General features: G+C 50.6%; 22 protein-coding genes. 5 read left to right on the top strand and 17 right to left on the bottom strand.

Going from position 1 to position 23712, the window contains the following annotated elements; all coding sequences use genetic code 11:
- Positions 1-206: 206 nt before the first annotated feature.
- The 8 genes from AABZ39_00320 to AABZ39_00285 form a co-directional block, all read right to left on the bottom strand.
- Positions 207-983, bottom strand: coding sequence for a type I 3-dehydroquinate dehydratase (locus AABZ39_00320; protein ID MEK6793191.1), 777 nt, complete (start codon positions 981-983; stop codon positions 207-209).
- Between the two features lie 14 nt (positions 984-997).
- Complete coding sequence (locus AABZ39_00315; GenBank protein MEK6793190.1) at positions 998-1735, bottom strand: SDR family NAD(P)-dependent oxidoreductase; 738 nt, start codon at positions 1733-1735, stop codon at positions 998-1000.
- A 56-nt stretch (positions 1736-1791) separates the two neighbouring features.
- On the bottom strand, positions 1792-4464 hold the full coding sequence (locus AABZ39_00310; GenBank protein ID MEK6793189.1) for an endo-1,4-beta-xylanase: 2673 nt from the start codon (positions 4462-4464) through the stop codon (positions 1792-1794).
- A 48-nt stretch (positions 4465-4512) separates the two neighbouring features.
- Positions 4513-5535, bottom strand: a complete 1023-nt coding sequence (locus tag AABZ39_00305) for an NAD(P)H-quinone oxidoreductase (GenBank protein MEK6793188.1) — start codon at positions 5533-5535, stop codon at positions 4513-4515.
- Between the two features lie 4 nt (positions 5536-5539).
- A complete protein-coding gene (locus AABZ39_00300; protein ID MEK6793187.1) occupies positions 5540-6553 on the bottom strand; it encodes a Gfo/Idh/MocA family oxidoreductase in 1014 nt (337 codons plus the stop codon).
- A 33-nt stretch (positions 6554-6586) separates the two neighbouring features.
- Positions 6587-7624: an NAD-dependent epimerase/dehydratase family protein gene (locus AABZ39_00295; GenBank protein MEK6793186.1), complete on the bottom strand. Its 1038-nt coding sequence runs from the start codon at positions 7622-7624 to the stop codon at positions 6587-6589.
- Between the two features lie 14 nt (positions 7625-7638).
- A complete protein-coding gene (locus AABZ39_00290) occupies positions 7639-8652 on the bottom strand; it encodes a zinc-binding alcohol dehydrogenase (protein MEK6793185.1) in 1014 nt (337 codons plus the stop codon).
- A 165-nt stretch (positions 8653-8817) separates the two neighbouring features.
- A complete protein-coding gene (locus AABZ39_00285; protein ID MEK6793184.1) occupies positions 8818-9609 on the bottom strand; it encodes an AraC family transcriptional regulator in 792 nt (263 codons plus the stop codon).
- A 504-nt stretch (positions 9610-10113) separates the two neighbouring features.
- Between AABZ39_00285 and AABZ39_00280 the strand changes: the two genes are divergently transcribed.
- The gene (locus tag AABZ39_00280; protein MEK6793183.1) at positions 10114-11910 is read left to right on the top strand and encodes a DUF262 domain-containing protein; all 1797 of its coding nucleotides are present in this window, start codon (positions 10114-10116) and stop codon (positions 11908-11910) included.
- 359 nt (positions 11911-12269) lie between these two features.
- Here AABZ39_00280 and AABZ39_00275 read toward each other — a convergent pair whose 3' ends face one another.
- The 7 genes from AABZ39_00275 to AABZ39_00245 form a co-directional block, all read right to left on the bottom strand.
- Positions 12270-13049 carry a hypothetical protein gene (locus AABZ39_00275; GenBank protein MEK6793182.1) on the bottom strand — a complete coding sequence of 260 codons (780 nt, stop codon included), beginning with the start codon at positions 13047-13049 and terminating at the stop codon, positions 12270-12272.
- 137 nt (positions 13050-13186) lie between these two features.
- A complete protein-coding gene (locus AABZ39_00270; GenBank protein ID MEK6793181.1) occupies positions 13187-13450 on the bottom strand; it encodes a hypothetical protein in 264 nt (87 codons plus the stop codon).
- Positions 13451-13538: 88 nt separating this feature from the next.
- Positions 13539-14702, bottom strand: coding sequence for a hypothetical protein (locus AABZ39_00265; GenBank protein ID MEK6793180.1), 1164 nt, complete (start codon positions 14700-14702; stop codon positions 13539-13541).
- A 26-nt stretch (positions 14703-14728) separates the two neighbouring features.
- The gene (locus AABZ39_00260; protein MEK6793179.1) at positions 14729-15283 is read right to left on the bottom strand and encodes a hypothetical protein; all 555 of its coding nucleotides are present in this window, start codon (positions 15281-15283) and stop codon (positions 14729-14731) included.
- 172 nt (positions 15284-15455) lie between these two features.
- Entirely contained in the window at positions 15456-15749 is a 294-nt protein-coding gene (locus AABZ39_00255; protein MEK6793178.1) for an HTH domain-containing protein, read from the bottom strand.
- A 15-nt stretch (positions 15750-15764) separates the two neighbouring features.
- Positions 15765-16259 carry a tyrosine-protein phosphatase gene (locus AABZ39_00250; protein MEK6793177.1) on the bottom strand — a complete coding sequence of 165 codons (495 nt, stop codon included), beginning with the start codon at positions 16257-16259 and terminating at the stop codon, positions 15765-15767.
- 235 nt (positions 16260-16494) lie between these two features.
- A complete protein-coding gene (locus AABZ39_00245; GenBank protein ID MEK6793176.1) occupies positions 16495-17286 on the bottom strand; it encodes a gamma-glutamylcyclotransferase in 792 nt (263 codons plus the stop codon).
- 140 nt (positions 17287-17426) lie between these two features.
- Here AABZ39_00245 and AABZ39_00240 point away from each other — a divergent pair, with 140 nt between their 5' ends.
- Positions 17427-19232 (top strand): DEAD/DEAH box helicase, encoded by a 1806-nt coding sequence (locus AABZ39_00240; GenBank protein ID MEK6793175.1) that lies wholly within the window; start codon positions 17427-17429, stop codon positions 19230-19232.
- 245 nt (positions 19233-19477) lie between these two features.
- On the opposite strand, the gene AABZ39_00235 is transcribed toward AABZ39_00240, so the two are convergent.
- Both AABZ39_00235 and AABZ39_00230 read right to left on the bottom strand, forming a co-directional pair.
- Entirely contained in the window at positions 19478-20128 is a 651-nt protein-coding gene (locus AABZ39_00235; GenBank protein MEK6793174.1) for a hypothetical protein, read from the bottom strand.
- 11 nt (positions 20129-20139) lie between these two features.
- Positions 20140-20895: a DnaB-like helicase C-terminal domain-containing protein gene (locus AABZ39_00230; GenBank protein MEK6793173.1), complete on the bottom strand. Its 756-nt coding sequence runs from the start codon at positions 20893-20895 to the stop codon at positions 20140-20142.
- Between the two features lie 88 nt (positions 20896-20983).
- On the opposite strand from AABZ39_00230, the gene AABZ39_00225 reads away from it, so the two are divergent.
- The 3 genes from AABZ39_00225 (at position 20984) to AABZ39_00215 (ending at position 23658) form a co-directional block, all read left to right on the top strand.
- Positions 20984-21991 (top strand): agmatine deiminase family protein, encoded by a 1008-nt coding sequence (locus AABZ39_00225; GenBank protein ID MEK6793172.1) that lies wholly within the window; start codon positions 20984-20986, stop codon positions 21989-21991.
- A gap of 476 nt (positions 21992-22467) precedes the next feature.
- A complete protein-coding gene (locus tag AABZ39_00220; protein ID MEK6793171.1) occupies positions 22468-22728 on the top strand; it encodes a hypothetical protein in 261 nt (86 codons plus the stop codon).
- A gap of 63 nt (positions 22729-22791) precedes the next feature.
- Positions 22792-23658, top strand: coding sequence for a hypothetical protein (locus tag AABZ39_00215; GenBank protein ID MEK6793170.1), 867 nt, complete (start codon positions 22792-22794; stop codon positions 23656-23658).
- The last annotated feature ends 54 nt before the right edge of the window (positions 23659-23712 follow it).

The raw sequence follows: 23712 nt of genomic DNA, 5'->3' as shown, positions 1-23712 counted from the left end.
GCCTGCTCCTTTCTCCCGAAGATCGGTTACAAGGGCAAGGGACGGGAATAACTGTCCGGCATAAACGCAGCAAGGCGTGAGGCATCGCAAGCCTTGGATCTCCATGCGCGACCGCATCGACATTCCAAAGACCGCGGAACGCGGTATGACGTCAGCGCGATCCGTGCAATGGCTGGAAATGTCTTTGGCCATCGCGATCCCCAGCTCTAATGATCCCTATGCCACAGAAGCTCGTCAAGCACCGTACGCGCTGCACGGATGGTCGGCTGAATGCCGAGTGAACTTTCACTGTATTCACGCACGCCGAAGGTCAGCGACGCACCGAGCATGGGCGCTACAAAACGCTGAAGACGGCCGTACCTTCCGTTGCACAGGTGGACGAATGGCACCTTCAATCCCTTTTTCAAGAGCACCGTTGCCCGCTGCGATTCGATGAATTCATCTTCGGTGTCCGCCGTTACGACGATCTTGACGATATCCGCGCCGCGTTCCTGCATGCGCTGCAGGTGCTCAAGCGTTTCCTCCGCCGAGATCGGGATCGGCATGTGCGAAGACATCAGTACCTCTGCACCCATGCTATGGATCTCTCGTATCAGTTTCATCTGCTTTTCCACGGCTTGCGGATCGCGCGTCAGCTCCCGCGGCGAGGGATCGAACATATCCCCCATTACATCGCAGCCCGCCGCGCCGGCATCAAGCGCCTTCATCATTTCCTCCGCACGCTGTTCATCGGTAAAAACATCCATTGACATGCGGTTCGCCCGGTACACCAGCGGCATCACGGGACGGCCCGTGCTTTTTATTATCTGCCCAAGGATTTCACGCGTCCTGTGCTCCGGCGGAATCCGCGAAAGATCCAGCATGAATGCCTGTGCCCCCTCATGCTCCGCATTGCGGATATTCGCCATGCATGCATTCGGTGTTACTTCTTCAACGATAGCCGCAAGATACGGCTGGATAAGCTTTACAAATGATGGTCTCATGCAAGCATCCTCCTTCATAAGCCTTTTGGTCCCAGTACACGGCCGCCGTCGATAAGATAATCAGCGCCTGTTATGAACGCAGCTTCGTCCGACGACAGGAACGCGACCAATGCAGCGACCTCATCAGGCGTCCCGCAGCGTCCAAGCCAGGTGCCGTTGGTGGGCGGCGGCTTCGGCGCGTAGTCGATATTTCCCGGCGCGACACTGTTCACGTTTATATTGAATGGTCCGAGCTCCATCGCAAGTGTTTTCGTGAAGGCTTCGATCGCACCTTTCGTCGCGGAGTAGATAGCCCGTTTCGGGAGCCCGACTTTCGAGGCGATCGAAGTGAAGTTCACGATCTTGCCGTATTTTCTTTCGATCATATGCGGGACAACACAATGCGTGAGGTTCAAGGTGCCGTTGACGTTCAGATCGAATACCCATTGCCAGGCGCCTGCCGCCATATCCTTGAAATCGATGCCTGTCTGAAAACCGCCGCCAGCGCAGTTGATAAGTATATCGATCTTTCCGAAGTCGGCGATTATCTTTTCTACGGCTGCTTTGACCTCATCGGCTTTCGTAATATCGACGACGAGTTCAAACACGGTCCCGCCGGCTTTGCGTATCGCTCCGGACGTCTCACCCAGATTCAACTTATGTATGTCAAGCGCGGCAACGTGCGCTCCCTCTTTGGCGAACCGCTCTGCGATCGCCCTGCCGATGCCATGTCCGGCACCGGTCACTGCCGCAGTCTTTCCTTCAAATCTCATCGCTTCCTCCGGAAGTTGTATCAATCCATACCGCTGCAGCTGCGTCCGCCGTCGAATTAGGGTATCTTGGGTTCGAAGGCCACATCGTCCACAAGCACATCACCTGCCCCGGAGGCGATGCCCCAGCAGATGGCCAGTGGGAGGATGTTCTTGGCTGGCAGTGTCACCTCCATTGAAAGGCGGCGAAAGTCGGCTCCTGCGTCCTCCATTATTTTCTGTGGATATTCTTTGGTGTCCCGATTGCCGAGGAACAGGTAGGGTTTAGCGTCACCCGAAAGGCGGCGAAAGTAGCCGCTCAGCACATATGTTCCGGCCTTAGGCACCGAGGTTTCCTGCAAGATTACCACTCGTCCTTTACCTGAGGAATGAACCTGCATGGCGTAGGAACCGTTACGGGCTTTGCCGGTCAGACGAATCCAACCTTCCGGATCATAGGTTTTTTCGTGGAGGATGAAATGCCGCGCCTTTCCCGTTTCGATGCCGGCCATTGCCACATCGCCATCAACCTCCTCAAATTGCCCATTGACCATCAGGTTCATCCGCGATTTGGCGATGATCTTGCGTACCTTTACGGAAGTGTCCGATACCACATAGGCTACATTGGTGATCAGCAGACGGACACCGCCTTCCTCGGCGGTCACGGGTACAGGGTGGCCAAAGAGATCCCGGATGCGTTTCGGCGTTTCCGCCAGATACACCTCATTAGCCGTGGTTTCCGATCCAAGAACGGTGAGCATCGTACCGTCTGTTCGGCGGAACTGGTGACGCAAGTCGAAAAGGGTGTCGCCCACGAAGCTGATACGTCCGGCGAATGTTTCGCACGGATACATTTCATTCTGGAAGACACCGATTACATATTGATCCAGGTTGGGAGAGAGGGTGATACGGTCAAAGAATACTCCTATCACACCCATGTTGAAAAAGCGGGAGTATCCCGCCTCGGCGAAGAAAATCGGCCAAGCCACATCTAAGTACACTCGTTTTTTCTGATCCGTCATCGTGAACCACATATGCTCGGTCTGCCAAATGGGCGCCCCTGGCTTGGCCGCCATGAATGGTTTCACGAAGGGGGCGGCACCCTCCACTCCGCTATAGCCGTGCACGTTGTATATGTCGCAGAATGCGGCGCCCCCCAAGCGGATAAAATCCACCGGCAGGGATTTATCTGCATCGGCGGAAAAGCCGCTGCTGGTCACCATGCAGTCGGAATCGGCGGCCTTAGCTTCCTGGAATGCGATCTTTTGCAATTCCAGATATTCCTCGGTGGTAGCGCCGGCTAAGGCGCAAGGGAAGGAAGGAGGACGGAAATTGATCTCGTTGTATATCTCCCAGTATTTCACCCGCCCCTTGAAATGCCTCACGGTTTCGCGGACATAACGAGCCCAGGCGGTCATGCTGGCCGGTTTCCAGTGCGAAGGAAGCGGGCAATAAAAACCTTTCTTCGCCTTGTGCTCCTCTCCTGGATCGGCGGCTGCCCAGCGAGAGGGATACCCGAGGACGCCCAGGACCTCCATGCCGGCAGACTGGCATTCCCGCACATAAGCATCGGCCTCCTTCCAATTGAACTCTCCCTCCACCGGCTCCACTTTCCACCAGAGAAACACATTTCCTCCGGCCCAAGCGCGACTGGTGCGGCTGTCTATCTTGGCCCACACCTCGGGTGCGAAATGGTTCTCATGATGTACTCCGTAAAAGCGGGACATTGCACCTTCTTTTTCTTTCCGGTCTCTTGGAAACACCGCTGTCTGGCTGACTCCGTTGATGTCGGGGACGCCTTCGCCGCGGATGCGGTAGGTTATGGTGTAATAGCTCTGATTTTCCAGTCCCGTGAGAGGCAGTTCGTGAACTTGGGCGCTGGTGTCAGTCGGCAGGTCAATCGTGAAATGACTGGATTTTGGTTCCATTCCGGAAAGAGACGTGACGCTCAAATCGATCTGGACGGTTTTGGGAGCGGCCGAACGGTTGACTGCTACCACCGGGAAAACCGGCCGTTCGCCCACGATGTCGCATTGCTTCTCCGGACGGAACACCGGTTTGATCAGTGCTACAGCCTTTTCAGTATGCCACGCCGTATGGAAAAGCTGTGATGGCTTGGAGAGGTCGTTGGCGACGAGGGATGTGTTGTCGTCACGGACGAATGCGGACTCGGGATCGGACGCTAATTGTCCGCCGGCCCGCTCGATGGTGGAGACGCGAACCGCCTGAGGGTTCCATGGACTGTACCGGGGCATACGCAGATGGTCTGGCCAGACGCTCTCGGGCGGGGTGTCCTTCATGGGTGTGCGCGCCGCCTGTTCGCCATTGACATATAAGGTAAGAGCGGAGCCCCAGGAGATGGCGAGATTGATTTTTTTTCCCGGCTCAACCCGCAAGTCAGGTATGTTGGCGTAGTAGGTGCTCTCGCCCGTCCGCATTACCGCGGTGATTCCTTTGCCTGGAAGCGGGATAGACGTTAATCCTAGCAAAGAGACCCCACTTTTTTTCAAGGTACTCCCTGGGGGTATGTCAAGAACATATTCCCAGGAGTTACCGAACTCGCTGATGGGCTTGTCGACGCGCATCGTGATCTCGATGGTCCCGGCATCAGGACGGATCACCCCGGGAAGCCATGCTCGCCAAAAGCTTTCATTTTTCGTGAGATAGGGAATCTCGGACACCGGAGCGGCAACCACGGAATTTACCAAGATGGCTGCCGCGCACAGGCTCACGATGCGGGTGTAAAGGTTCATTGAAGTCCTCCGTTTCGAAAAGTGGTATTTAATTATTTACCGATATTGTCATTCTCGGATCCTCTTTTCACCGCCGCATAGTCCATATCCAGGAGAAGGGCTTTTGTACTCTCCTCCCTTGAGTGTCAGAACGACTTTGCCCAGGTTCCGCTGTTTTTCAAGAACCCCGTGCGCCTCTTCCGCCCTAGTCATAGGGAGCGTCATATGGACGATAGACTTGAATTCGCCCGAGGAGAATTTGCCCCAAAGTTTCGTCTCAAGTTCGGAGAGAATATTCGCCTTCATCTCCGCTGTACGACTGCGGAGCGTACTGCCGATAATCCGTATTCCGCGCTTGAAAAGATCGGTCATATTCAGTTCGCTCATCGGCCCGCCGAGCGTCGCGATGACTATCCAACGCCCGCCGCGCGCCATCGTTCCCAGACAGGCGCCGAGATCCGCCCCCGCGACACAATCCATGGCGATATCGACCGGGTGCTGCGCCAGTACCTGCGCGATAGTCTCTTTCTTTCGGTTGATGATAACGTCAGCCCCTAATTCGCGGACAAAGTTCGCTTTCTCTTCAGAACCGACCGTGGTCACGACTTTTGCACCTAGCGCTTTCGCCAACTGAATCGCCGCCATCCCGAGCCCGCTCGCACCGGCCGGTATGAACACGGTATCTCCTGCTTTCATGCCACCTTCGATGCACAAATTCAAATATGATGTAGCGAACGCTTCCGGTATTGCAGCAGCTTCGGCCATTGACAAACCCTGTGGGACCGGCAGGGCCATGTCAGCAGGAACGGCGACCTTCTCAGCGTACCCGCCCCCGCCTAAAAGCGCACACACCTTGTCTCCCGGTTTCCAGCGGCAGCCTGCCGGTGCTTTACTCACCATACCGGCAACTTCGAGCCCCATCCATGGAGGCCATCCGGGGGGTGATGGATAATCGCCGGACCGTTGCATGAGATCGGCGCGATTGAGAGCAACGGCGTGAATATCGATGAGTATCTCATTACTTTTCGGCTCAGGATCAGGGACATCCGTCCACACCAGCGATTTTTTTTCATCAACGAGCATTGCCTTCATTGCATCACTCCCATTTCATATATCCGGAAGCGGCTAAGACCACCTCCTCTACCAGCATATCATGTCCATAGGTGTAAGGGTTTTTCATTTCACCGTTGATGATCTTAGCGAACTCGGAGAACTGATCTTGATAGCGGTCGGTATGTACCCCGAGATCTATGGTATGTGTCCCTGCCGGATATTCCCCGCGGCCTTCACTGAGCGTCAAACGCATCGTCAGCGGTTTGCCGTCGAAACGCTCGAGCGGGCAAAGATCGATAGTCCCTTTGGTGCCGCAGACCTTCAACCGCCTGTTGTTCGAGCCATCGACCTCCATACTGCATGCACGCAATGTCACTGTTGCGTGCGGATAGTCAAGTATCGCAAGACAATTATTCTTTATATCACCGGCAAGTCCAAGAGTTGTCTTTAGTATTGGGGTGATCTTTCCCGGCCGCCCCAGCATAGCGACTATCAGATCGATGAAGTGGCATCCCAGATTGAACATGATGCCGCCGCGGAAATTACCAAGATACTGCTGATATGCATCACCGCCGTAATTATGGCTCATGCCCGCCTGCACCTCGAAGATATCGCCAAGCCACTTTTCCCGGACCGCCTTGAGGCATAATTGCATGGCAGGATTGTTCCGGAACATATATCCCATCTGGAACGGAAGATTTTTTTCTCTGCAGCCCTTGATCAGCTGACCGAACAGCTTCAGGTCTTCGCCGCCGGGTTTATCCATATGTATCGCCAGGTTGTGTTCCATGCAGCGTATGGCGGTGGGGACCAGATCTCCATTCGGTGTCTCAACGGTCACAGCCTGAAGCCCGGGATATTTGAACAACTCATCTTCCGTCATCCACGGCAGCCCCTCATAAGGTGCGAGATCAGAACCGGCGAATTTTGCGGATGGTGACGTTCTATCATCAACGACGCCCACCACTTCGAATATATCAGGCATTCTGCGCAGGCTCGCGATCTTGACCGCATGCTCATGGCAGACGCCGAGCTGTCCGATCTTTATTTTTTTCATATTCTTCTTCAATCCTGTAGTATTACGGATTCATTATCCGTGTCGTCTCACGTAGTCGTCCATTTCCTTCCCGATGCCGCTTGCGTCCTGCCAGACCATGTCTTTTGGCAACGCGGACAGTTCTTTTTCAAGTCCTTTGCGGAGCGGCATCAGCTCTTCCTGCACAAGCCCGGTGATCTTTAATATTTTTGAGTTATCGACAACACGCTCAAATAATCTGTCGTATTGCAGCTGGTATCGAGCATAGTGCGAACCGCCCATGATCTTCAAGTAGTCTTCAGTGTCGGCAGGCACATAGTGCAGGCCGATGATCTCCTTATAGTACTCAGCGATCTCACCCCAGCTGCGATGTTCAGCGGTGGCCAGGGTAAAGCGTTCGCGCAAGGCCGCGGGGTTGCAAAGGAGCCGTGCGATCATCTTTGCCACATCGCCCGCCCAGCTCATGGTCGCCTGCACCGAAAGCGCCTCGCGCGGGATAACGATCGGCAAGCCTTTCATCGCGCGGGCCACGACCACATGCGCCTCAAGCGTCGTCAGCTGAAAACGCCTTTTCGAATAGGTTATGGCCGGCCTTATGATCGTCCAGTTATCGAACGTCGAACTTTGAAGGATGTCCTCCTCGCGCGCCTTGTATAGGGAGTAATCCTCGGTTGCCAGGAATTCCTTGTCTTTCGATGTATCAAGCAGCCGAGGCGACTCTTCAGTAATTGGGACCGTCTCGTTATACACGCGATAGGAAGAGAGGAATAGGTAGTGCGCCGTGCTTTGCAGCAGGAGCTCGTGCTTCCCCCTGAACTCCTCCGTCCCGTAGATCATAAAGTCGACGATGGCGTCGAATTTCCCTTTCAAGAGTTCTTTCATGATCTCACTGTTTTTTGCGTCGGCCTTGACATAGGATACTTTTGGGTCGCTGGATACGGCATCATCGGCGGAAACCACCTTGACTTCGTATCCCATGGCCGCGAGTTCTGGCACCAGATACACGCCCATCGCCCCGGTACCGCCAAGTACCAGCACCGTGCGGTCTGTTAAAATTTTTGCCTCACTATTGTTTTCTTGCGCTTGTAACATGGTAGAGCCTTCCTTTATCCTATCTTTGCCCAATCAAAAACAATTCCCAACGGCGGATCTTTTTTCTCCGCAAGGCGGGCATAGACAGCCGGCGCATCCAATGGTGAAACGATCTCGGAGATGAGCGGTCTCGTCTGCATCTTCTTTGCCGCAACAAGCTTCAGGAACGTACGGTAATCGTCATGCTCCGTCCAATGTCCGGGAGAAGATTCCATCTGCGCCCTGGCGGAGGTGTGCGCCCCGATGAGGCTTATACCGCGGCGGTGTACATACTTGTAGAAGTCGATGGGTACATCGGAAATACGGGTGCAGCCGAGAAGGGATATACGCCCCTCCCACGCCACATACTCCAATGCCTGCTTAAGCGCAATGGCAGAGCCGGTAACTTCGACCACAGCGTTGGGCCCGTTGCCGCCCGTCGCCGCTTTCACCTTCTCTGCATAATTATCTTCGACGGGAGAAAAAGCAGATGCCGCACCGAGCTTGAGTGCCAGCGCACGGCGTGTCGGGTCGAGATCCGATGCTATCACCGGGATAGCCCCGGAGAGAACGGCGATCTGAAGCGCGAATACGCCCAGTATACCCTGGCCGACTATCATTGCGGATTCGCCCAATTCAAGTTTCAGCTTACGCACACCCAGGAATGAAAATGAGGCGATAGGCGCGAACGCGGCGTCGAGCATGTCAATAGAACTGTCATCGATCTTGAGTATCGTCTTCGCCTTTCGTATCGAATGCGAACGGTGGCCGCCCCAGTTGACCACGACACGGTCACCGATGTTGAGATCAGTAACTTCATCGCCGACTGACATGACGCGGCCCGACCCTGAGTAACCGGGGTAGAATGGAAAACCCTGTTCTTCGCTTCCGGTGTTCGGCAGGTTCATCAGATTAGCCCGTTCCGTGCCGGCGCTTATCACGGTGTATTCGTTCTCCAGCAGAACTTCATCCGCTTTCGGCTGAGGGACATCGATCTGTTTTACCACAGCCTTGCCTGTCGACTCAAATACGATACACGAGCCGTCCATCAGTGTCTCCTTCGATCCGTTCCTGCTGTCTCATCGGCATCGTTACCTGTCCCGGATGGTGACGATCATATGCAGACAATATACATCCGGCCTGATACCGGACAAGGTACTATACTGCAATAAACAGACACTATTCTACAGTACGGCATGCGTCTGTTATCCCTTCTACATTGATGTGATCTGCTGCCGCATTTCTTTCGGCGTTATTCCCATGATCGTTTTGAATACTTTCCTGAAATACGCCGGCGAGCTGAAATTGAGGTTTTCACTTATCCATTCCACGGTATTCGTGCCGGTAACAAGATAGTTCACCGCGTGCTGTATCCTTACTTTGTTCTTATATTCGACGGGCGTACACCCCGTCGACTTTTTAAACAAGGTGAAGAACCGTGATTCGCTTAGATTGCACAGTATGGCAAGGTGTGCAATGGTAAAATCATGCAGATAATGGCTTTCAATATACTCGATCGCCGCTTTCACTTCGGTTATGCCGGGCCGTGATCCGGAATAGACGAGTTCCCGCGACAAAGTGTGATAGAGCATATAGAACTCTCCAATGCCCAAACTGAGGTCATTCGCATTCAAAGCACTATAGATACGATCGAGAGAACATTTGACCGCATCTTCTGCATCCTTTATGATCTGGAATTTGTACGGGTCCCCCGGCAGCACGTTCGATCTGAACTCGAAGTTCAGGGAATAGAATTCGATCTCGGGCGAGCCGCGCCAGCGGGAAACATATTTCTGCCCCTTGGGTATATAGATGATGTCCCCTTGGTCCGCGTGAAGCGTTCCTGACTTTGCGATAAAATCCACGGCGCCCTGAATAACGTAGCCGATGCAGGAATTCGGGAAACCGGATTGCGGACCGGCTGCATGCGAGTTGAAGAGCAGGTGTTTTTTCAGATACAGCATCGTCAAAAAATACGATGCAACAGCTGTTTCGGGATCGCTCATGGCACCTGCCGGCAATAGGGGGATCGTGTCCGCTCATGACAGTATATTGTCTTGTCCGTTACGTCAATATTGCATACTTCTGCAGCATTGAGATGCAGTGCTGGCAGTTGCTGGGAAAACAATATATGATTCTTAATTCAATAATTTCCCGGCGATGGTCCTTGATCGTCAGTAACAAGTACATGGATTGGCTCAACAACATTCCACGACACATCCCCATGCCCCGACTACCCTTCGCTCTTAACCGTCCGTATCACACGCATGGCAGGATGCGCCCCCCCGATGCTCCGGATATAATCAGTACGCCGCCTCATCCCCGTTCTGCAGCCCGTAATGACTGCCCGTGATGACTGCCCGTGATGATGATTTTATTTACCAGACAGCCCCGCACCTTGACGCTAATAGAATAGTGGAATACAATATTTGCAGCCGAATGTAATGTAAATGAATTCAAAGGCAAATGCATTGCTTGGATAAGGAATAAATATTAGTGAAGGAGAGTTCATGAAAAACCCATTTAATGGATCGGAATGTACATTATATGATTTTATGGGGTCAAAAAAAGATGTGTTTGTGATTCCAAATTTACAGCGTAATTATGTATGGGAGAAAAAAAACGTAGCTGATTTATTAACAGACATTACTGACGGAGTTGATTCAAAAAGTGAATTTTTTATTGGCAGCATGGTATTTGTTGAGGAGTCGCTGGGGATAAATAATAAATATCTTGTTATTGATGGGCAGCAGAGGATTATTACATTGACTTTAATAATATCGGCCATCGTAAAGCTATATTCTGCAAAACGAAATATAAACAGGGATGATAAAGAGTTTATTGATAATTGTGAATCTTTCTATTATACTCAAAAATTAGATGCGAAGGCTCCGAAGCTAAAGCTCGAAAAAGCGGATGGACATTTTTACTCAGAGTTATTGTCGGGCGATGAAAAAAGAATAGATGCGGCTAAAATCACTACGCCTGCCGATAAAAATCTCAAAAAAGTATATTCCGAAATATGTGAGCAGCTTAATGAACACAAGCTGAATCACTTAAAAAAAATATGCCAATATATATTTAAAAACATCTGGGTTATTAAAATAATGTGTAGTGATATTGGAAGCGCATATTCTGTGTTTGAATCTATTAATGATCGAGGAGTAAAATTAGAACCGATTGATTTGATAAAAAATCTATGCATCAGTACATTTGATAAAAAAAAGACGACTGAAACTGCAATAACAGGTTTCTTGAATAAGTGGGAAAATTTCCTTGCCATTCTTTCAAACAACAAAGGAGAGTATATCGTAAGAACATCAACTTTTTTCAAGCACTACATTATGTCAACAGGAGATTACATCAGCAAGGCAAAGATATATATAAAAATGAAAGAGCAAATAAAAGAAAATGGAGTGCAACGCATCAGTGAATTAGTCAGTGGTCTTAGTTTCATCGCGAACAAGTATAAAGAATTGTCACAAACGAAACAGGGACCAGTGGGCAGAATGAATGAATTGAACTTTAGACAATCGTATATTATTTTAATTGCCGCGTCGACAAAAGAAAATAAATTTCTCGATAAACTTGTTTCTAATTATTTATTAATAATTACATACATATTTGTTTTTTCAAAGCTAAAAACAAATATTCTCGAAAAAGAATTCTGCGAAATATCAAAATCGATACGGCAACGAAAAATCAGAAGCAAAACATCATTGACGGATGACGAGAAAATATTTGTAAAAAAGCTTTTTGATGACCTTATATATAACAATAAAGATAAGTTTTTAGGGTCTTTACGTGATTTTAAGTATGATGAAAGCAAAGATCACAAAAAAACTTTGCTTTTGCTTAGTGAAATTAGCAGATACCTAGATGGCGGTTATCACTTAAATAAATCAGTTGAACATATATTGCCAAAAGATAAGTGTACTAGAAGAGACGGCTTTGATAACTCATTTTTGTCTTTGAGCGAAAAAGAATATGCTTTGTTTTCAAAAAGTATCGGAAATCTGACTTTGCTGCCGCTGCCTATGAATTCATCGGTGCAGAAAAAATGGCAAAAGAAGTGTAAGGCATATCGACAAGACGGGGCATTCTTGACAAAATCAATTGTTTCAAAAATTGAACACCCGCGTGCGAGCGCTAATATACATAAAAAAGCATACGACGCGTATGGGTTTGATCCTGCTCAAAAATGGGATAAAGATGCAATAGACAGAAGACTTAAATCGATAATAAAACTGATTAACTATATTTGGTTCTCAGATAATTATAAAGTACAAATAAAATACTTTGATTAATTCACTCTATGGTGTTTTTGTTATAAGAATACGTTTACTTGGTGCATGAATGTACTTGAATGGTTTTAACTATCCATTAAACATTCCACGAAACATCCCCATGTCCTGACCATCCCTCACTCTTTACCGTCCTGATGACCCGCATGGCAGGATGCGTCCCCCTAAGCTCCGGATATAACCGATACGCCGCCTCATCCCCGTTGTGCAGCCCGTAATGACTGTCCGTGATGATGACGTTATTTCCCAGACAGCGGATTAAGCAGAGAAAACCACGAAACAGACGAAAAGCACGAAAGGGGAGAAGAGATCTGGTCTTCAATTCTCTTTTCTTTTTCGTGTATTTTCGTGATTTTCGTGGTTCAATTCTTCCCATCATCCCCATCAACAATATTCCAAGACACATCCCCATGCCCCGACCACCCATCGCTTTTTACCGTCCGTATCACCCGCATGACAGGATGTGTTCCCCTAAGCTCCGGATATAACCGATACGCCGCCTCATCCCCGTTCTGCAGATAATAATGACTGTCCGTGACGATCACTTTACATCCCAGCCGCGTAAGGACATTCGGTACCCATATCCCCGAAGCATTCCCGCCCCCGCCGCCTCCGCCGCCGGAGCGCACGTGAATTGCATGGGAGATGATGGCATTCTTTCTCAGCAATACCTTTGCGCAGAACGCCTCGTTCTCGACAAAACAGAAAATGACCGGGTATGTGTACGTCCCGAGCTGATTCGATTCGACGAGTAACTCCAGAAAAAAGACCTTCCCCAATCCGGGGCTCTTGTCCGGGAAATGTACTATCTCCCTGTCCACCGGCACGGTTATACGAGGGAGTTCTTCCATATATTGTACGGATATCTTTGTCCTTTTGTCCTCGTGGACTACCGGCGTGCTGAGGAATTTAGATCCTGTCCAAGGACAATGATCGGTGTACAGGAAAATATCGGGGAATGTCTCTGCTTGGCCTGCGGGGTGCTGCTTCGCATACTCCGGCGAGAGATAGAGGAGCGCCCGGAAGTCTTCGCCGGAAGATGGATACCATGCTATCGACGGCGTTGCGGGGAGCGTATCGATGAGCTTTCGCAATCTGCCGTCAGTATTGCCGTTCAGATATTCGAGCAGTTCTTTCGACATGCTGCCCTCCGTTCATTGCGGCCGGCGCGAAAATACAGTTCTCAGAAATGATGCTATTACCAGCAGAAATATCTCAGGATCGCTGAGAACAAGGGCTCATGAGCCCTTGTTCTTTATTTGCGAGGCACTCTCTCGTATCACTCCCGTTCGCTCGGTGAAGACAATATCTCTTTCAGCAGTCTGAATTTCTCCTTCTCATAATTCTCCGCGATATATTCCGCGCATCGCTTCGCTTCCCCTATAGAGCACGGATACATGTTCCGTAATGCATCAACGGCGAATACCGGTCCTTTCGTTTGCAGGAGCCTGTGTACCCCGTCGATCTCCGAGTCGAGAAGGAGAACATTTCCAATGGCGGGCTGTCCGGTGGTCCCAGCATGCACTCGCAATGGTACGTTCATAATGCCTCCTTGCATTCATTCATTGGTATACCTATTGTAACTTCGTGTCATGTCAGAAACTGTCGCAATTCCAGGAAAGTGCTATTTGTTATGCTGTTACCGTATCAAGAGCGATGACCGGTCCTCCTTTCTTGAGCGACATGCCGAACTGTGCCTCATGCTCCTCGCTGCTTGCTATCACATAGCCCCTCCCCCCGCATACGGCGGTCTTCTGCGCTTGTGCCAGTTCGATTATTATCGAATCGATATCGATGCCGTCCGTTGATCTCCCGTATCCGCTGCTGCGGTAGCGGTTGACGAATGCGCGTGCCAGCGATGCGCCCCGGGCGGATGAGCCGATGACCGGTGTTCTGCATGCGGGACAGAATGCACGGAACACATTGCTCCCGGAAAGCGGCGATGCCCCGGCGGAGTGTATATATGCCCTGCCCCCGCAGTACGGGCATGTTTCAGACAGCCCTTCCCGCCAGAGTTCGGCAAGAAGCCCCAGCGTTACCGGCACGCCCCCGAAATAGGCAAGACCCGCCGATGCAAAGCCGAGAACGGTATTTTTGTACCGCGGTTCGGCGATGATGGCATCGAGGCCATTGAGCAGTATGTCTATGTTCATGAAGATGAATTCCGCATCGGAGAGGACATAGGGCAGGGCTCTTGCCCGTATCCCGGTTATCGGGGATCTGTGCTCCTTCTGCCGGAACAGAACGGATGTCTTTGTTATTTTCACATACGGCTCATGGCGGACGATCGTGCATTCATTACGGTGTATGTAGTATGTCCTGCTGTTGAGTTCGATATATGCGTCTGCCCACGGCGATATGCTTCCCTGTACCCATGACAGGGCATCATCCCCCGTTCCCGGACCCGGGATAGCAATGCGGTATTCGTTCGCGCATGCATTCAATTGAATACGGCATGTGCTTGCGCTGAAAGGGAGCGATACGGCGGTTCGGCTCTCTTCATGGTCGAGGGCGATGCACGCACGTATCTCTTCAAGGGATATGCCGAGTTTTGCGAGCATGGAGAGGTAGAAGTCTCCGATGATCCCCTGTGCCCACTGCCTGCAGCGTTCCCTGAAATTCGAATAGTCCTTGTATTCCGTGCCCTCCATGTACCGGAGCAATTCCTCCCGGGGTATGGTCAGGAGCGGTGCCGTCCGTTCCTTGATAAGCTCCTTCACATGGTACAGATATACAAAGTCACTGTCAGTCCGCATCGGCGGCTTTCTGTCGCGTATCGTTTCAATGATGTTCATACAGGCCTCCATTTTTTCTATGAAAATCATACGGTTATCTCCACGATGTTTTTCCAGTTCATTCTCCTCCGGGGCACGTGCTTCGGCGTTTCATCCTTTCGGTCGGGATATTCTTTCTCCCACCGGCGTATAACGTCGGTGTAGCGAAGCATATCCGTTCTCCTGACACGGCAGCGTATGGAGATCACTTCATTGCGAATGCATTTCGGGAGTAGTTCCATGGAGAGGATGATGGTAATCTCTCTATGCGTGTCGGGGGCGGATGCATGGAATTGCAGGTTCGGTTCGATGGAACGGAAAACCGTGCCCTTCGGCATATCATCCCGGGCGGCGGTGAAATACTCCCGTAACAGCGGAAGATCACGGCAGCGTAAGCAGGCGTCCGTGCATGTCCATCGTTTCCCCTGATAGACGGCTTTTACATCGACCATCAGCCATTCTATGTCCTCAGGCTGATACTCGTCGGTGTTGGGATACTGATATCCCGATATGCGTACGGCAACGGCGTCCTTTCCGGAGACGAATGTCATCTCGTTGTCGGGTTCGTGTGCAGCCGTGGGCTTTTTCGTCCTGATACTCATAATTACCTCCTTGAACATCTTCTCATTGAGCCTCTTTCGAAAGATCTATCTTCGGTCACCGAGCGGAGCGTCGTGCCGAGCGAAACCAAGGTCACCGAGCGGAGCCGAGGTGCCGAGATGCCGGTCATTTCGACTCCGCTCAATGACCGTCCGTATCTTCTGATGCGAATTCTTACGTGAAAGAACCGGTGCTGAACAGGTGCATGAGATTTTTCCTGTCGTACTGTGAAAGGAAAAAGATGTCCTCTCCGTAGTCGTGTTTGAATTCGATACTGAGATAGCTTTCCAGCAATACGAGATCACGGTACAGCGTGCGTTTGGATATTCCGGTCTCGGCATGGATCTTCTTTACCGATATCTTCCCGTGAGAGAGCAGGATCAGTATGTATTTGATGAACCGTTCGATCTTTGTCGTTATCGTGCGTCCGGTTGCCCTTTTTATCCCATGGATATATCTGGCTTTCATACATCTCTCCTTTGTTTATTCCTTAGCCGGGAAATGTCGTGTAGTACGTTCCAGATACTCCGGCTGCCCCGACTCAGGCATTGAACCGGCGGCGACTATTGTATCCCGTGCAGTTCTCAGATCCATGCCGAGTGCAAGGAGAACGGTGACAGCACACATACCGGTACGTCCGATGCCGGCGGCACAGTGTATGAGCACATTCGTACCCTCGGTGATCATACCGGATATTTTGCCTGCGAATGCGGCGAAGGCCTCATCATCTTCCGGCAAACCGTAGTCCGATATGGGGAATGATTCGATGCGGAACGGGAATTGCCCGTTCCTGAGAGCCTCGGCGTATGCCGGTGATTTTTTCTCTATCTCGTGCTTCTCGACAAGCGATACGACGACCGTGATGCCGTTCTTCTGCATCTCGGCGATGAGCCTTGTCATGTTCTCCCCGTCTCTCCCGGGCATGCTGTGCAGATACAGTTTCCCGGCCGTGCCTTTCGGCAGTGTTACTTTTCTCATAATAAGCCTCCTTTCTTTCATTCAGTGATAGGCATAGTATACCATGAGATGTTGACAGAAACTGACGCTGTTGATCTGGCAGTAAACCCCATGCCGGCAGCGCGTCCATGCCCTGAGCAGCTGCCGCGAAAATACGATAGTCAGAAATAAACATGGACCTCAGCGTTTATTGATCGCCGATAGAGCCAAAAACAAGGGGGCATGCCCCCTTGTTCTCTGTATCGCGATATTCATGCTATCTTGACCAACGACCCTCCGGGAGTATCGTGCCGTCCGCAGTGTCGCAGAAGTAAAGCCATGCGCATGTCGGCTTGCCGTCGGTCTGGACAAGCGTCTGTTTTCTCCGATACCATCGCGGGTGCCCTTCAAGCGCATCGCAGCGCTCCAATATCTCGTCCGTTATCCGATATATCTCTCCCTGTATGACCGATGTTGCGGGTGTTGACTTTACATACGGAATACCGTCAGCATACATAGTATACTTGCGCAGTGTGTGCCCTGTGCCTATGCAACGGCTGCCCGAGAGTAGCCGATGATTCGAGTGCCCTTTTTTCAGTGTTCCGTATACGAAGAGATGCGTATCGACTGTCTCGATATCGCGAAGTTCATCGACCCATGTTTCAGAAAGGATGTCATCGCCTTGAAGAAGATGCGCTAGATAGTCTGATGTCGGCTTAAGGCCGTCGCATCGATATTCCCTGCCCGCGATATATATCCATGCTTCTTCTGTGCCGGCTTCCGTGTTCACACGGACTTTTTCGCGTGTGTAATGCCTGGTATAAACGTGTTCTTTCTCATCCAGCAGTTGTATCCCGGCTTCCGATACTGAAGAATACAGAATGCCTTCGACGGCTTCACCTTTCGACGGGATGACATTAGCATATCCTGCGCCCTCAAGGCCAGATGCGATCTTGTCAAAACAAAGGCGATGATCGGCAAGTGTTGCGCGTGTCCTCTTGCGATATGAGATGTGCCGCTCCTCCATTCGTGCGGCATTCATGTTCGATCCGTAGGCGAAGTACTTCATTTCAATTCCACCTCACACCCGTATTATACACCATGCAGGCGTCACTATCTGTCGCTTCCGGCGTATATACTGAGGCTTGTCTTAATCGGATGAAAGGTATATGACGTCTTCTCCGAGATCGATGGCATCGATGAGGCGCTATGAACACATGCGTATATGAGAACAGCCGCTTTCTGGCCGCCATCGATGCTGACGATGTATCCTATTTCTATCTGATGTATCTCGTCAGGCGCTGCGGTGCCGAGGACGCCGGGGATAGACGATTTTTCATACCCGAGCAGAATATCATACAGTTTCTGCTCGAATTCGAGCGCTATCCGCATGTGCGTATCGCGGAGGATGTGTATACCCATGCCGCGCGCACGATGCGCGAGCATCTGCCGGAAGGCATCATACATGACGCAAAGGCGAACGCGAGCGCACATTTTTTCCATAACGCAAAGCCCTATCAGGCACAGCACGAGGCATTCGTCAAATGCCTCACGACGAACGTGCAGGGCATATTCTATGAAATGGGCCTCGGGAAAACGCTTATCATGATAACCGTGTTCCGGCATCTCTATGTGCACCGGAAATGCAGGAGGCTCATCGTACTTGCGCCGTCATCGATGATATATGCCTGGGAGGCGGAGATACTCAAATACTCGAAGGAATTCACCGCGGACGATATTCTTGTGCTCAGCTCGCAGAAGAAAAAGCACCGGCGTATGTTCTCCATTGAAAAGAAAATATACATCATGACCTATGATACCTGGAAGATAGTCGCCTGCGAGTACTGCCATCGAGCCAGGGACGCGAACGGTACGAAGAAAAAGCGATGTGCGCACTGCGAGGCGTCGTCGCTTACGGAGCATCTCCTTGAGCGATCGACCATGCTCGTATGCGATGAGGCGCATTATCTGGGCAATCACCGATCGCAGCGAAGCGCCATAACACATGCCAATGCGCCGTTCTGTGCGTATCGGTATCTCCTTTCCGGCACACCGATAAGGAAATCGCCCGTCGAACTGTTCTCGCTCATGCGCGTGCTTTCGCCCAATATCATCGGCGTCCCCTACAGCGCCTTTGAGCGATCGCTCCGTGCGGCGACGGCCGAGGGCGCGAAGTACGCGCTCGATCATGTATCAGTAAAGCGGCTCCTTGCGACACAGCTTGCGCCGTATGTGATGCGGCGTTTCAAGAAGGACTGTCTCGATCTTCCCGAGAAGACCGTGACCTTCCTCCGCTACACGCATGCGGATACGAAATTCGGCGAACGCTATGCCCGGGGTGTCGCTGCGCTCAGAAAAGAAATGGAGCATGCGCATCGCGTTCTGGACGAGGGCGATCCGCCGGAGAAAAAAGCGCCGGCACCGGCATATCGGTCATCGGAGGTCATTCCGTATTTCCTCCGCGCGCTGCGCGAGCTTTCCGCGCCCTTCGCTGATAATCCGCGGTGGGCGATACTCGATGATCACCTCGCGAACCTGGTGGAGAACGGCAATGAGGATGTCGTCCTCTGGTCATGGCGTCCGCGCGTGATAGACTTTCTCTGCGAACGCTACCGGAAATACGGCGCCATTCGCATACACGGCGAATACCCGCCCGCCGGTACGGACCGGAATCACGAACGTCATCGTCTCATCGAACGATTCAAGCACGATGACTCCTGCAAGGTAGCCGTGCTCTCAACGCTTGTCATGGACACGGGCATTACGCTCATCAATGCACGGAGCATGATATTCTGCGACATCACCATGCAGACCGTACATCATTTCCAGGCGGAGGACCGCAATCACCGGATAGGCCAGCTGAAGAACACGAATAACTATTATCTTGAGGCCATCGGCACCGCGGATGAAGCGGCGTGTTATGTCCTTGAGAAGGATAGAACGCTCAATACATCGCTTTTCTCAAAGCCCGATGCCGTGCTCATGGGGAAGATACATACGGCTCTGGGGATATAGAAGGAGGCGGCACGTCTGCTGCCGTATGTTCACGGCATAGAAGTACTTGCCGGGGGATATGAATATAGATATTCCGGTGTGGCGCGTGCGTTCGCAGAAAAGAATCGTCTGCTCCCGGTGGGAAGCACGGATGATCATAACGGCAATGTCGGGGCACGGTATATTGAGACGGATGAACTGCTGCTGACGACGGATGATGTTTCAAGATATTTAAATAACAAGAAGCGGGAATAGAACGATTTACATTAAAGATCAGCATTGTCGGATTTGTATGCCGTATTTGCTCTTCTTGCTCTTACTAGTTTCTTTAATGCAGTTTTCAGTCTTTTAATCAATTTCTTATCAATTTTTACATGTGGCTTGAAAATATAACATTCTGGAGCGTGATCATGGTTTAGTAAGTTGTTTTCGTAGTATAGAATGCAATATACATCATCAGAAGAATCAAGGACCCCCACGCCGAAATTATTTTTGGTTATTTCTTTTACTTTTTCAGGAGTAAATGGGAGTAACGATATAATTCCAATCTGCAATCTATTAAAAGGACAATTAAACATTACAATATCACCGACCTTAAATCTCTGGTCTTTCAATGCACGGCCATGAAAGGGTTTTACCGCGTCAATGGTCTTTTCATCATCACCATAATATTTTCCTTTTGGCAAATATACCGATATTTGCACTTCACCCCGCTTTTTATTTGCAAGACTTTTTTCTAACGATAGGTATAATAAATGAAATCCTTCCTCTTCTGATTTGATATATTTATGATTATTCTTAATAAATCTGATTGCATTTTGTTTGCTTGTGAACAATCCAATCCTGTCGTTTTTAATATCGGATGGGATAGTATTTTCGATATAGTGCCCTGCTAATTCATAAATACATTGCTTCATATGGTTTTATCCTATATAAAAACCGACCATGGATTTGCATTATAAAACATCGCATTTGTCACATCAAAATATAATTTTACAGTGCCAAGCCGCCTTGCATTGCGATTCTTAAACACCCTGAGCTCGGCTTCGCTCATTGCTGCGTTTTGTGCTGTGTCGTCACGGTAGAGGAATACGATATCGTCGGTATTCATCTCAAGCTTTCCGTATACAAGAAGGTCACCGAGATCGTGGCGTTCATCCGGCCTATCTCTCCTGCTTCGCGGAAGCTGTGAAAGCACGATGATCGGGATGTTGAGCCGTTTTGCCAGACGTTTTATGTCCAATGAGACCGCGGAAAGATCAGGCGAGTCGGTGGTGCCTTCGTTGCCGGTCTTCAGCAGCTGAATATAGTCGATGACAATGAGGCCGGGTGTATTCCCGGTACCTGCCGCTTCAACATCAGCGACCGTACGGATGGAGTCGTGCAGATGAAGAACAGGATGATCATTAAGGCAATTGCCGGCTGTCCGACTGCGGAATCGTTCAGAGAGTTCCGCGATGCTCATTTCGGCAGAACAGAAGCACACGGGTTTGAACGTGTTCAATGCTGCATAGTACGCGATATCTATTGCGAGGCTTGTCTTCCCGGATCCGGGACGGGATGCAAACAGTATCACATTCCCCTGGCGAAGCCCGCCGCCGAGAATAGCGTCAAGGGCATGAATGCCGCTGGGGATCACTCCCTTTGCTTCTCCGTCATTCCTGAGCTCAAGTATCTCCATCATGTCTTCGCTCCTTAGTAAGCTGTATCTGTTCCCACTATAGCGTATGACATCGTCAGCTTCTGTCGCAGAGGCATGCTATGCTGTACAAATGAGAAGCAACGATATCAAATTGATACCCGACTGGAAGAAGCCGTCGCGTGTATTCCTTGCCTATCCGAAGGCCATTCGCCACTCATATACATTCCGCGGCAAACGCCGCGTAGACGACTATGATAAACTCGTCCCATTCTACGATCAGCTCATCATACGCCACATTCCGTTCTGGATACCGGCAACCATTCTGTTCCGGGCAAAGGACGACTTTGCTTTGCTTGCTGCGCAATACGGAAATGACGATCACAATATCACAGCCGCAATCCAGCCCTCGCTCTGTTATCCCTGGCTTCGGGACTATGCCGGCTTCGCGGTACGCGAGAACGGCAGAAAAAAGATCATGAAGCCCATGTTCGCGCCGTCTTATCTTCCCGCGGGCTTCGCGCTCACCTGCGAGAAGATAGGGAGAGATATTGTGCCGGGGACGAGATGTGAAACGATACCGCTTGTCTGGGACGGCGGGAATCTCGTGCATAACGGTGAAGGTGTTGCCATCATCGATGAATACATGTTCAAACGGAACAGCCGGGACATAAAAACTACCGAAGGCCGAGTACTCAAAAAGACACGCGCGGAAATAATCGAGATGCTGCAGAAGAAGCTCGGCATTACGCATCCGATATTTATCCCTTCGAAGCGCGGCGACTGGCTGCATCACGCGGACGGTTATTTTGCCTTCCTCGATGCCCGTACGGTCGCAGTAGAAATGCCGCCGCCGGTACAGGTGAAAAAAGCGCTTGCGAAGCTCGACATAAAGATAGTAACGCTTGCATCCTGTCTGCCGAAGCATTCGAAGCAGTATCCTGACAGCATTGAAGGGAGTTACATCAATTTCCTCAGGCTCGGCGATATAATACTCATGCCGCGGTTCGGGGCGGAGAGGGAATGCTTCATGAAGAATATCAGGATACTGGGAAAATATGCCGAGGTCGAACCGGTCGATGATGCAGAAGAACTGGCTAGATTCGGAGGGTTATTACATTGCATAAGTCATGTGATTTGAATGATGACTATATCACTGGAATATACGGGGGAATGATTGACTTTTACTTGCACATCGTTATTCTCACAAATATCACAAATAACTGGAGTGCATAAAATGGGAAAATACATTATGAAGAATGATACAGACATCAGCAAAAGGGTCATGATGGCCGATGATGAGAATAAATTCAATTTACGTAGAATATTGTCGTTCGTCTATGGCCAAAAGAATAGGATCAAAAAAAGGATGATCAGTGATTGCAGCAAGTATTTGACTGATGTCGAATACACTATGGCCAACGCGCTTGCAAATTATGTGGTGGGTCCTAAAAATAAAGTCTATGGAGTAAAAGCCGTTCGGAAGATCAAAAAAGCAAAGTATAAATGTGAAAACTGCAACGAGAACGATATCAGATGCCTCGAAGTTCATCACTTGGAAGGGAAGACGGTGAAAAAATTCAAATATCTGTGCGCCAATTGTCATAAATTGATACAATGGAAAGAACGAAAGCAAAAAGACAGATAATTGTCCGCAAGGGACAAAGACTATACGACAAGATACATGACGCGTTCTGCAAAGTCATTTGGACGGTCGGGGATAAGTTGCGCATCAGGCATGACAGGGCGAAAGTGATCGTGACCGAAGACGCGGATAATGTGATGCATGGCCGTGAATTCCTTATCCTGTCAAAAGGCGAGGAAACAATGATAAAGCGTGCGCGTATCTCGCCGCCTTCTCCGCGGAAGAAAAAGTGAACGTCACTATCTGACGCTGCATCATGGTATACTCCGATCATACGCTGACGGAGGGAAGCCGCGATGAACGACAGGCCGCGCTGGATAATAGATAATGAACTGGCTGTTTTCAGCAGGCCGGGATACGGCTTGAACGATGCCACCCCCGACATCGTCGATGAATGGCTGGATGTCTGCAAAGCAGAAGGCATTCGGTCCATCATCTGCCTGCTTACCGAGGATGATATCGCTGAGCATTTTACGGTCGATCTGCCGTATGCATGGATGATCCGCCAGTACGGGGAGCGTGGTTTTCATGTCGACTGGATACCGATAGTCGACGGACGCGAAGTGCCGATCACCGAAGATGAAGGGGTACGCATACGGTCAGCGTTTGACAAGCTGCCGAAACCTGTGCTCATTCATAGCAAATCGGGGATGTTTCGGAGCGCTGCCGCTGCCGAATTCATAACGACATCGGATATCGACGGGAAATACACGATCGTATTCCCGGCACAAGAGAACAGCCTTGCGATGCAGGTCACCGGGAATCAATATCCCAACAACGCCGATGCAGACTATGATCTCCCCTGGCTTAATATCACCGTGAACGCACGACATAACGGCCGCTCATGGGAATTGACGAGCCCGACGATACGCAATACGAAAGAGCTTTCCCATTTCCGGGATTATCTCATAACGCTCAGCCGCGACGCGGAGCCGGTACATCCCGATTTCTTCTTCACCGAGCCGACGATGTTCTTCAGCGCCATCGCTTCCGATGCGGACACGGTACGACTCTCGATCCAGCTTTCGTATGAACACCTGCCCGAAGACATGCGGGATGATACCGTGGTCTTCAGCGTACGTATCGAAAGGAAAAGACTGCTTGCATATGCGAATGTCGTAGATGCCTGGCTGCGCCAATTCCCAGAACGCAAGGAGTGGTAGCGAGTGCCGCAGAGGGTACGACAGCCTCTGACGCATGGTCATGATAGAATGCGG

This window comes from Spirochaetota bacterium (genome assembly GCA_038043445.1).
Lineage (GTDB): Bacteria > Spirochaetota > Brachyspiria > Brachyspirales > JACRPF01 > JBBTBY01.
This window is presented reverse-complemented; position numbering and strand designations above follow the sequence as displayed.

Bases quoted from the DNA above. Each gene is read 5' to 3' on its own strand.
- AABZ39_00320 (MEK6793191.1), bottom strand. From the start codon at position 983: ATGAGACCATCATTTGTAAAGCTTATCCAGCCGTATCTTGCGGCTATC.
- AABZ39_00315 (MEK6793190.1), bottom strand. From the start codon at position 1,735: ATGAGATTTGAAGGAAAGACTGCGGCAGTGACCGGTGCCGGACATGGC.
- AABZ39_00310 (MEK6793189.1), bottom strand. From the start codon at position 4,464: ATGAACCTTTACACCCGCATCGTGAGCCTGTGCGCGGCAGCCATCTTG.
- AABZ39_00305 (MEK6793188.1), bottom strand. From the start codon at position 5,535: ATGAAGGCAATGCTCGTTGATGAAAAAAAATCGCTGGTGTGGACGGAT.
- AABZ39_00300 (MEK6793187.1), bottom strand. From the start codon at position 6,553: ATGAAAAAAATAAAGATCGGACAGCTCGGCGTCTGCCATGAGCATGCG.
- AABZ39_00295 (MEK6793186.1), bottom strand. From the start codon at position 7,624: ATGTTACAAGCGCAAGAAAACAATAGTGAGGCAAAAATTTTAACAGAC.
- AABZ39_00290 (MEK6793185.1), bottom strand. From the start codon at position 8,652: ATGGACGGCTCGTGTATCGTATTTGAGTCGACAGGCAAGGCTGTGGTA.
- AABZ39_00285 (MEK6793184.1), bottom strand. From the start codon at position 9,609: ATGAGCGATCCCGAAACAGCTGTTGCATCGTATTTTTTGACGATGCTG.
- AABZ39_00280 (MEK6793183.1), top strand. From the start codon at position 10,114: ATGAAAAACCCATTTAATGGATCGGAATGTACATTATATGATTTTATG.
- AABZ39_00275 (MEK6793182.1), bottom strand. From the start codon at position 13,049: ATGTCGAAAGAACTGCTCGAATATCTGAACGGCAATACTGACGGCAGA.
- AABZ39_00270 (MEK6793181.1), bottom strand. From the start codon at position 13,450: ATGAACGTACCATTGCGAGTGCATGCTGGGACCACCGGACAGCCCGCC.
- AABZ39_00265 (MEK6793180.1), bottom strand. From the start codon at position 14,702: ATGAACATCATTGAAACGATACGCGACAGAAAGCCGCCGATGCGGACT.
- AABZ39_00260 (MEK6793179.1), bottom strand. From the start codon at position 15,283: ATGAGTATCAGGACGAAAAAGCCCACGGCTGCACACGAACCCGACAAC.
- AABZ39_00255 (MEK6793178.1), bottom strand. From the start codon at position 15,749: ATGAAAGCCAGATATATCCATGGGATAAAAAGGGCAACCGGACGCACG.
- AABZ39_00250 (MEK6793177.1), bottom strand. From the start codon at position 16,259: ATGAGAAAAGTAACACTGCCGAAAGGCACGGCCGGGAAACTGTATCTG.
- AABZ39_00245 (MEK6793176.1), bottom strand. From the start codon at position 17,286: ATGAAGTACTTCGCCTACGGATCGAACATGAATGCCGCACGAATGGAG.
- AABZ39_00240 (MEK6793175.1), top strand. From the start codon at position 17,427: ATGAACACATGCGTATATGAGAACAGCCGCTTTCTGGCCGCCATCGAT.
- AABZ39_00235 (MEK6793174.1), bottom strand. From the start codon at position 20,128: ATGAAGCAATGTATTTATGAATTAGCAGGGCACTATATCGAAAATACT.
- AABZ39_00230 (MEK6793173.1), bottom strand. From the start codon at position 20,895: ATGATGGAGATACTTGAGCTCAGGAATGACGGAGAAGCAAAGGGAGTG.
- AABZ39_00225 (MEK6793172.1), top strand. From the start codon at position 20,984: ATGAGAAGCAACGATATCAAATTGATACCCGACTGGAAGAAGCCGTCG.
- AABZ39_00220 (MEK6793171.1), top strand. From the start codon at position 22,468: ATGGAAAGAACGAAAGCAAAAAGACAGATAATTGTCCGCAAGGGACAA.
- AABZ39_00215 (MEK6793170.1), top strand. From the start codon at position 22,792: ATGAACGACAGGCCGCGCTGGATAATAGATAATGAACTGGCTGTTTTC.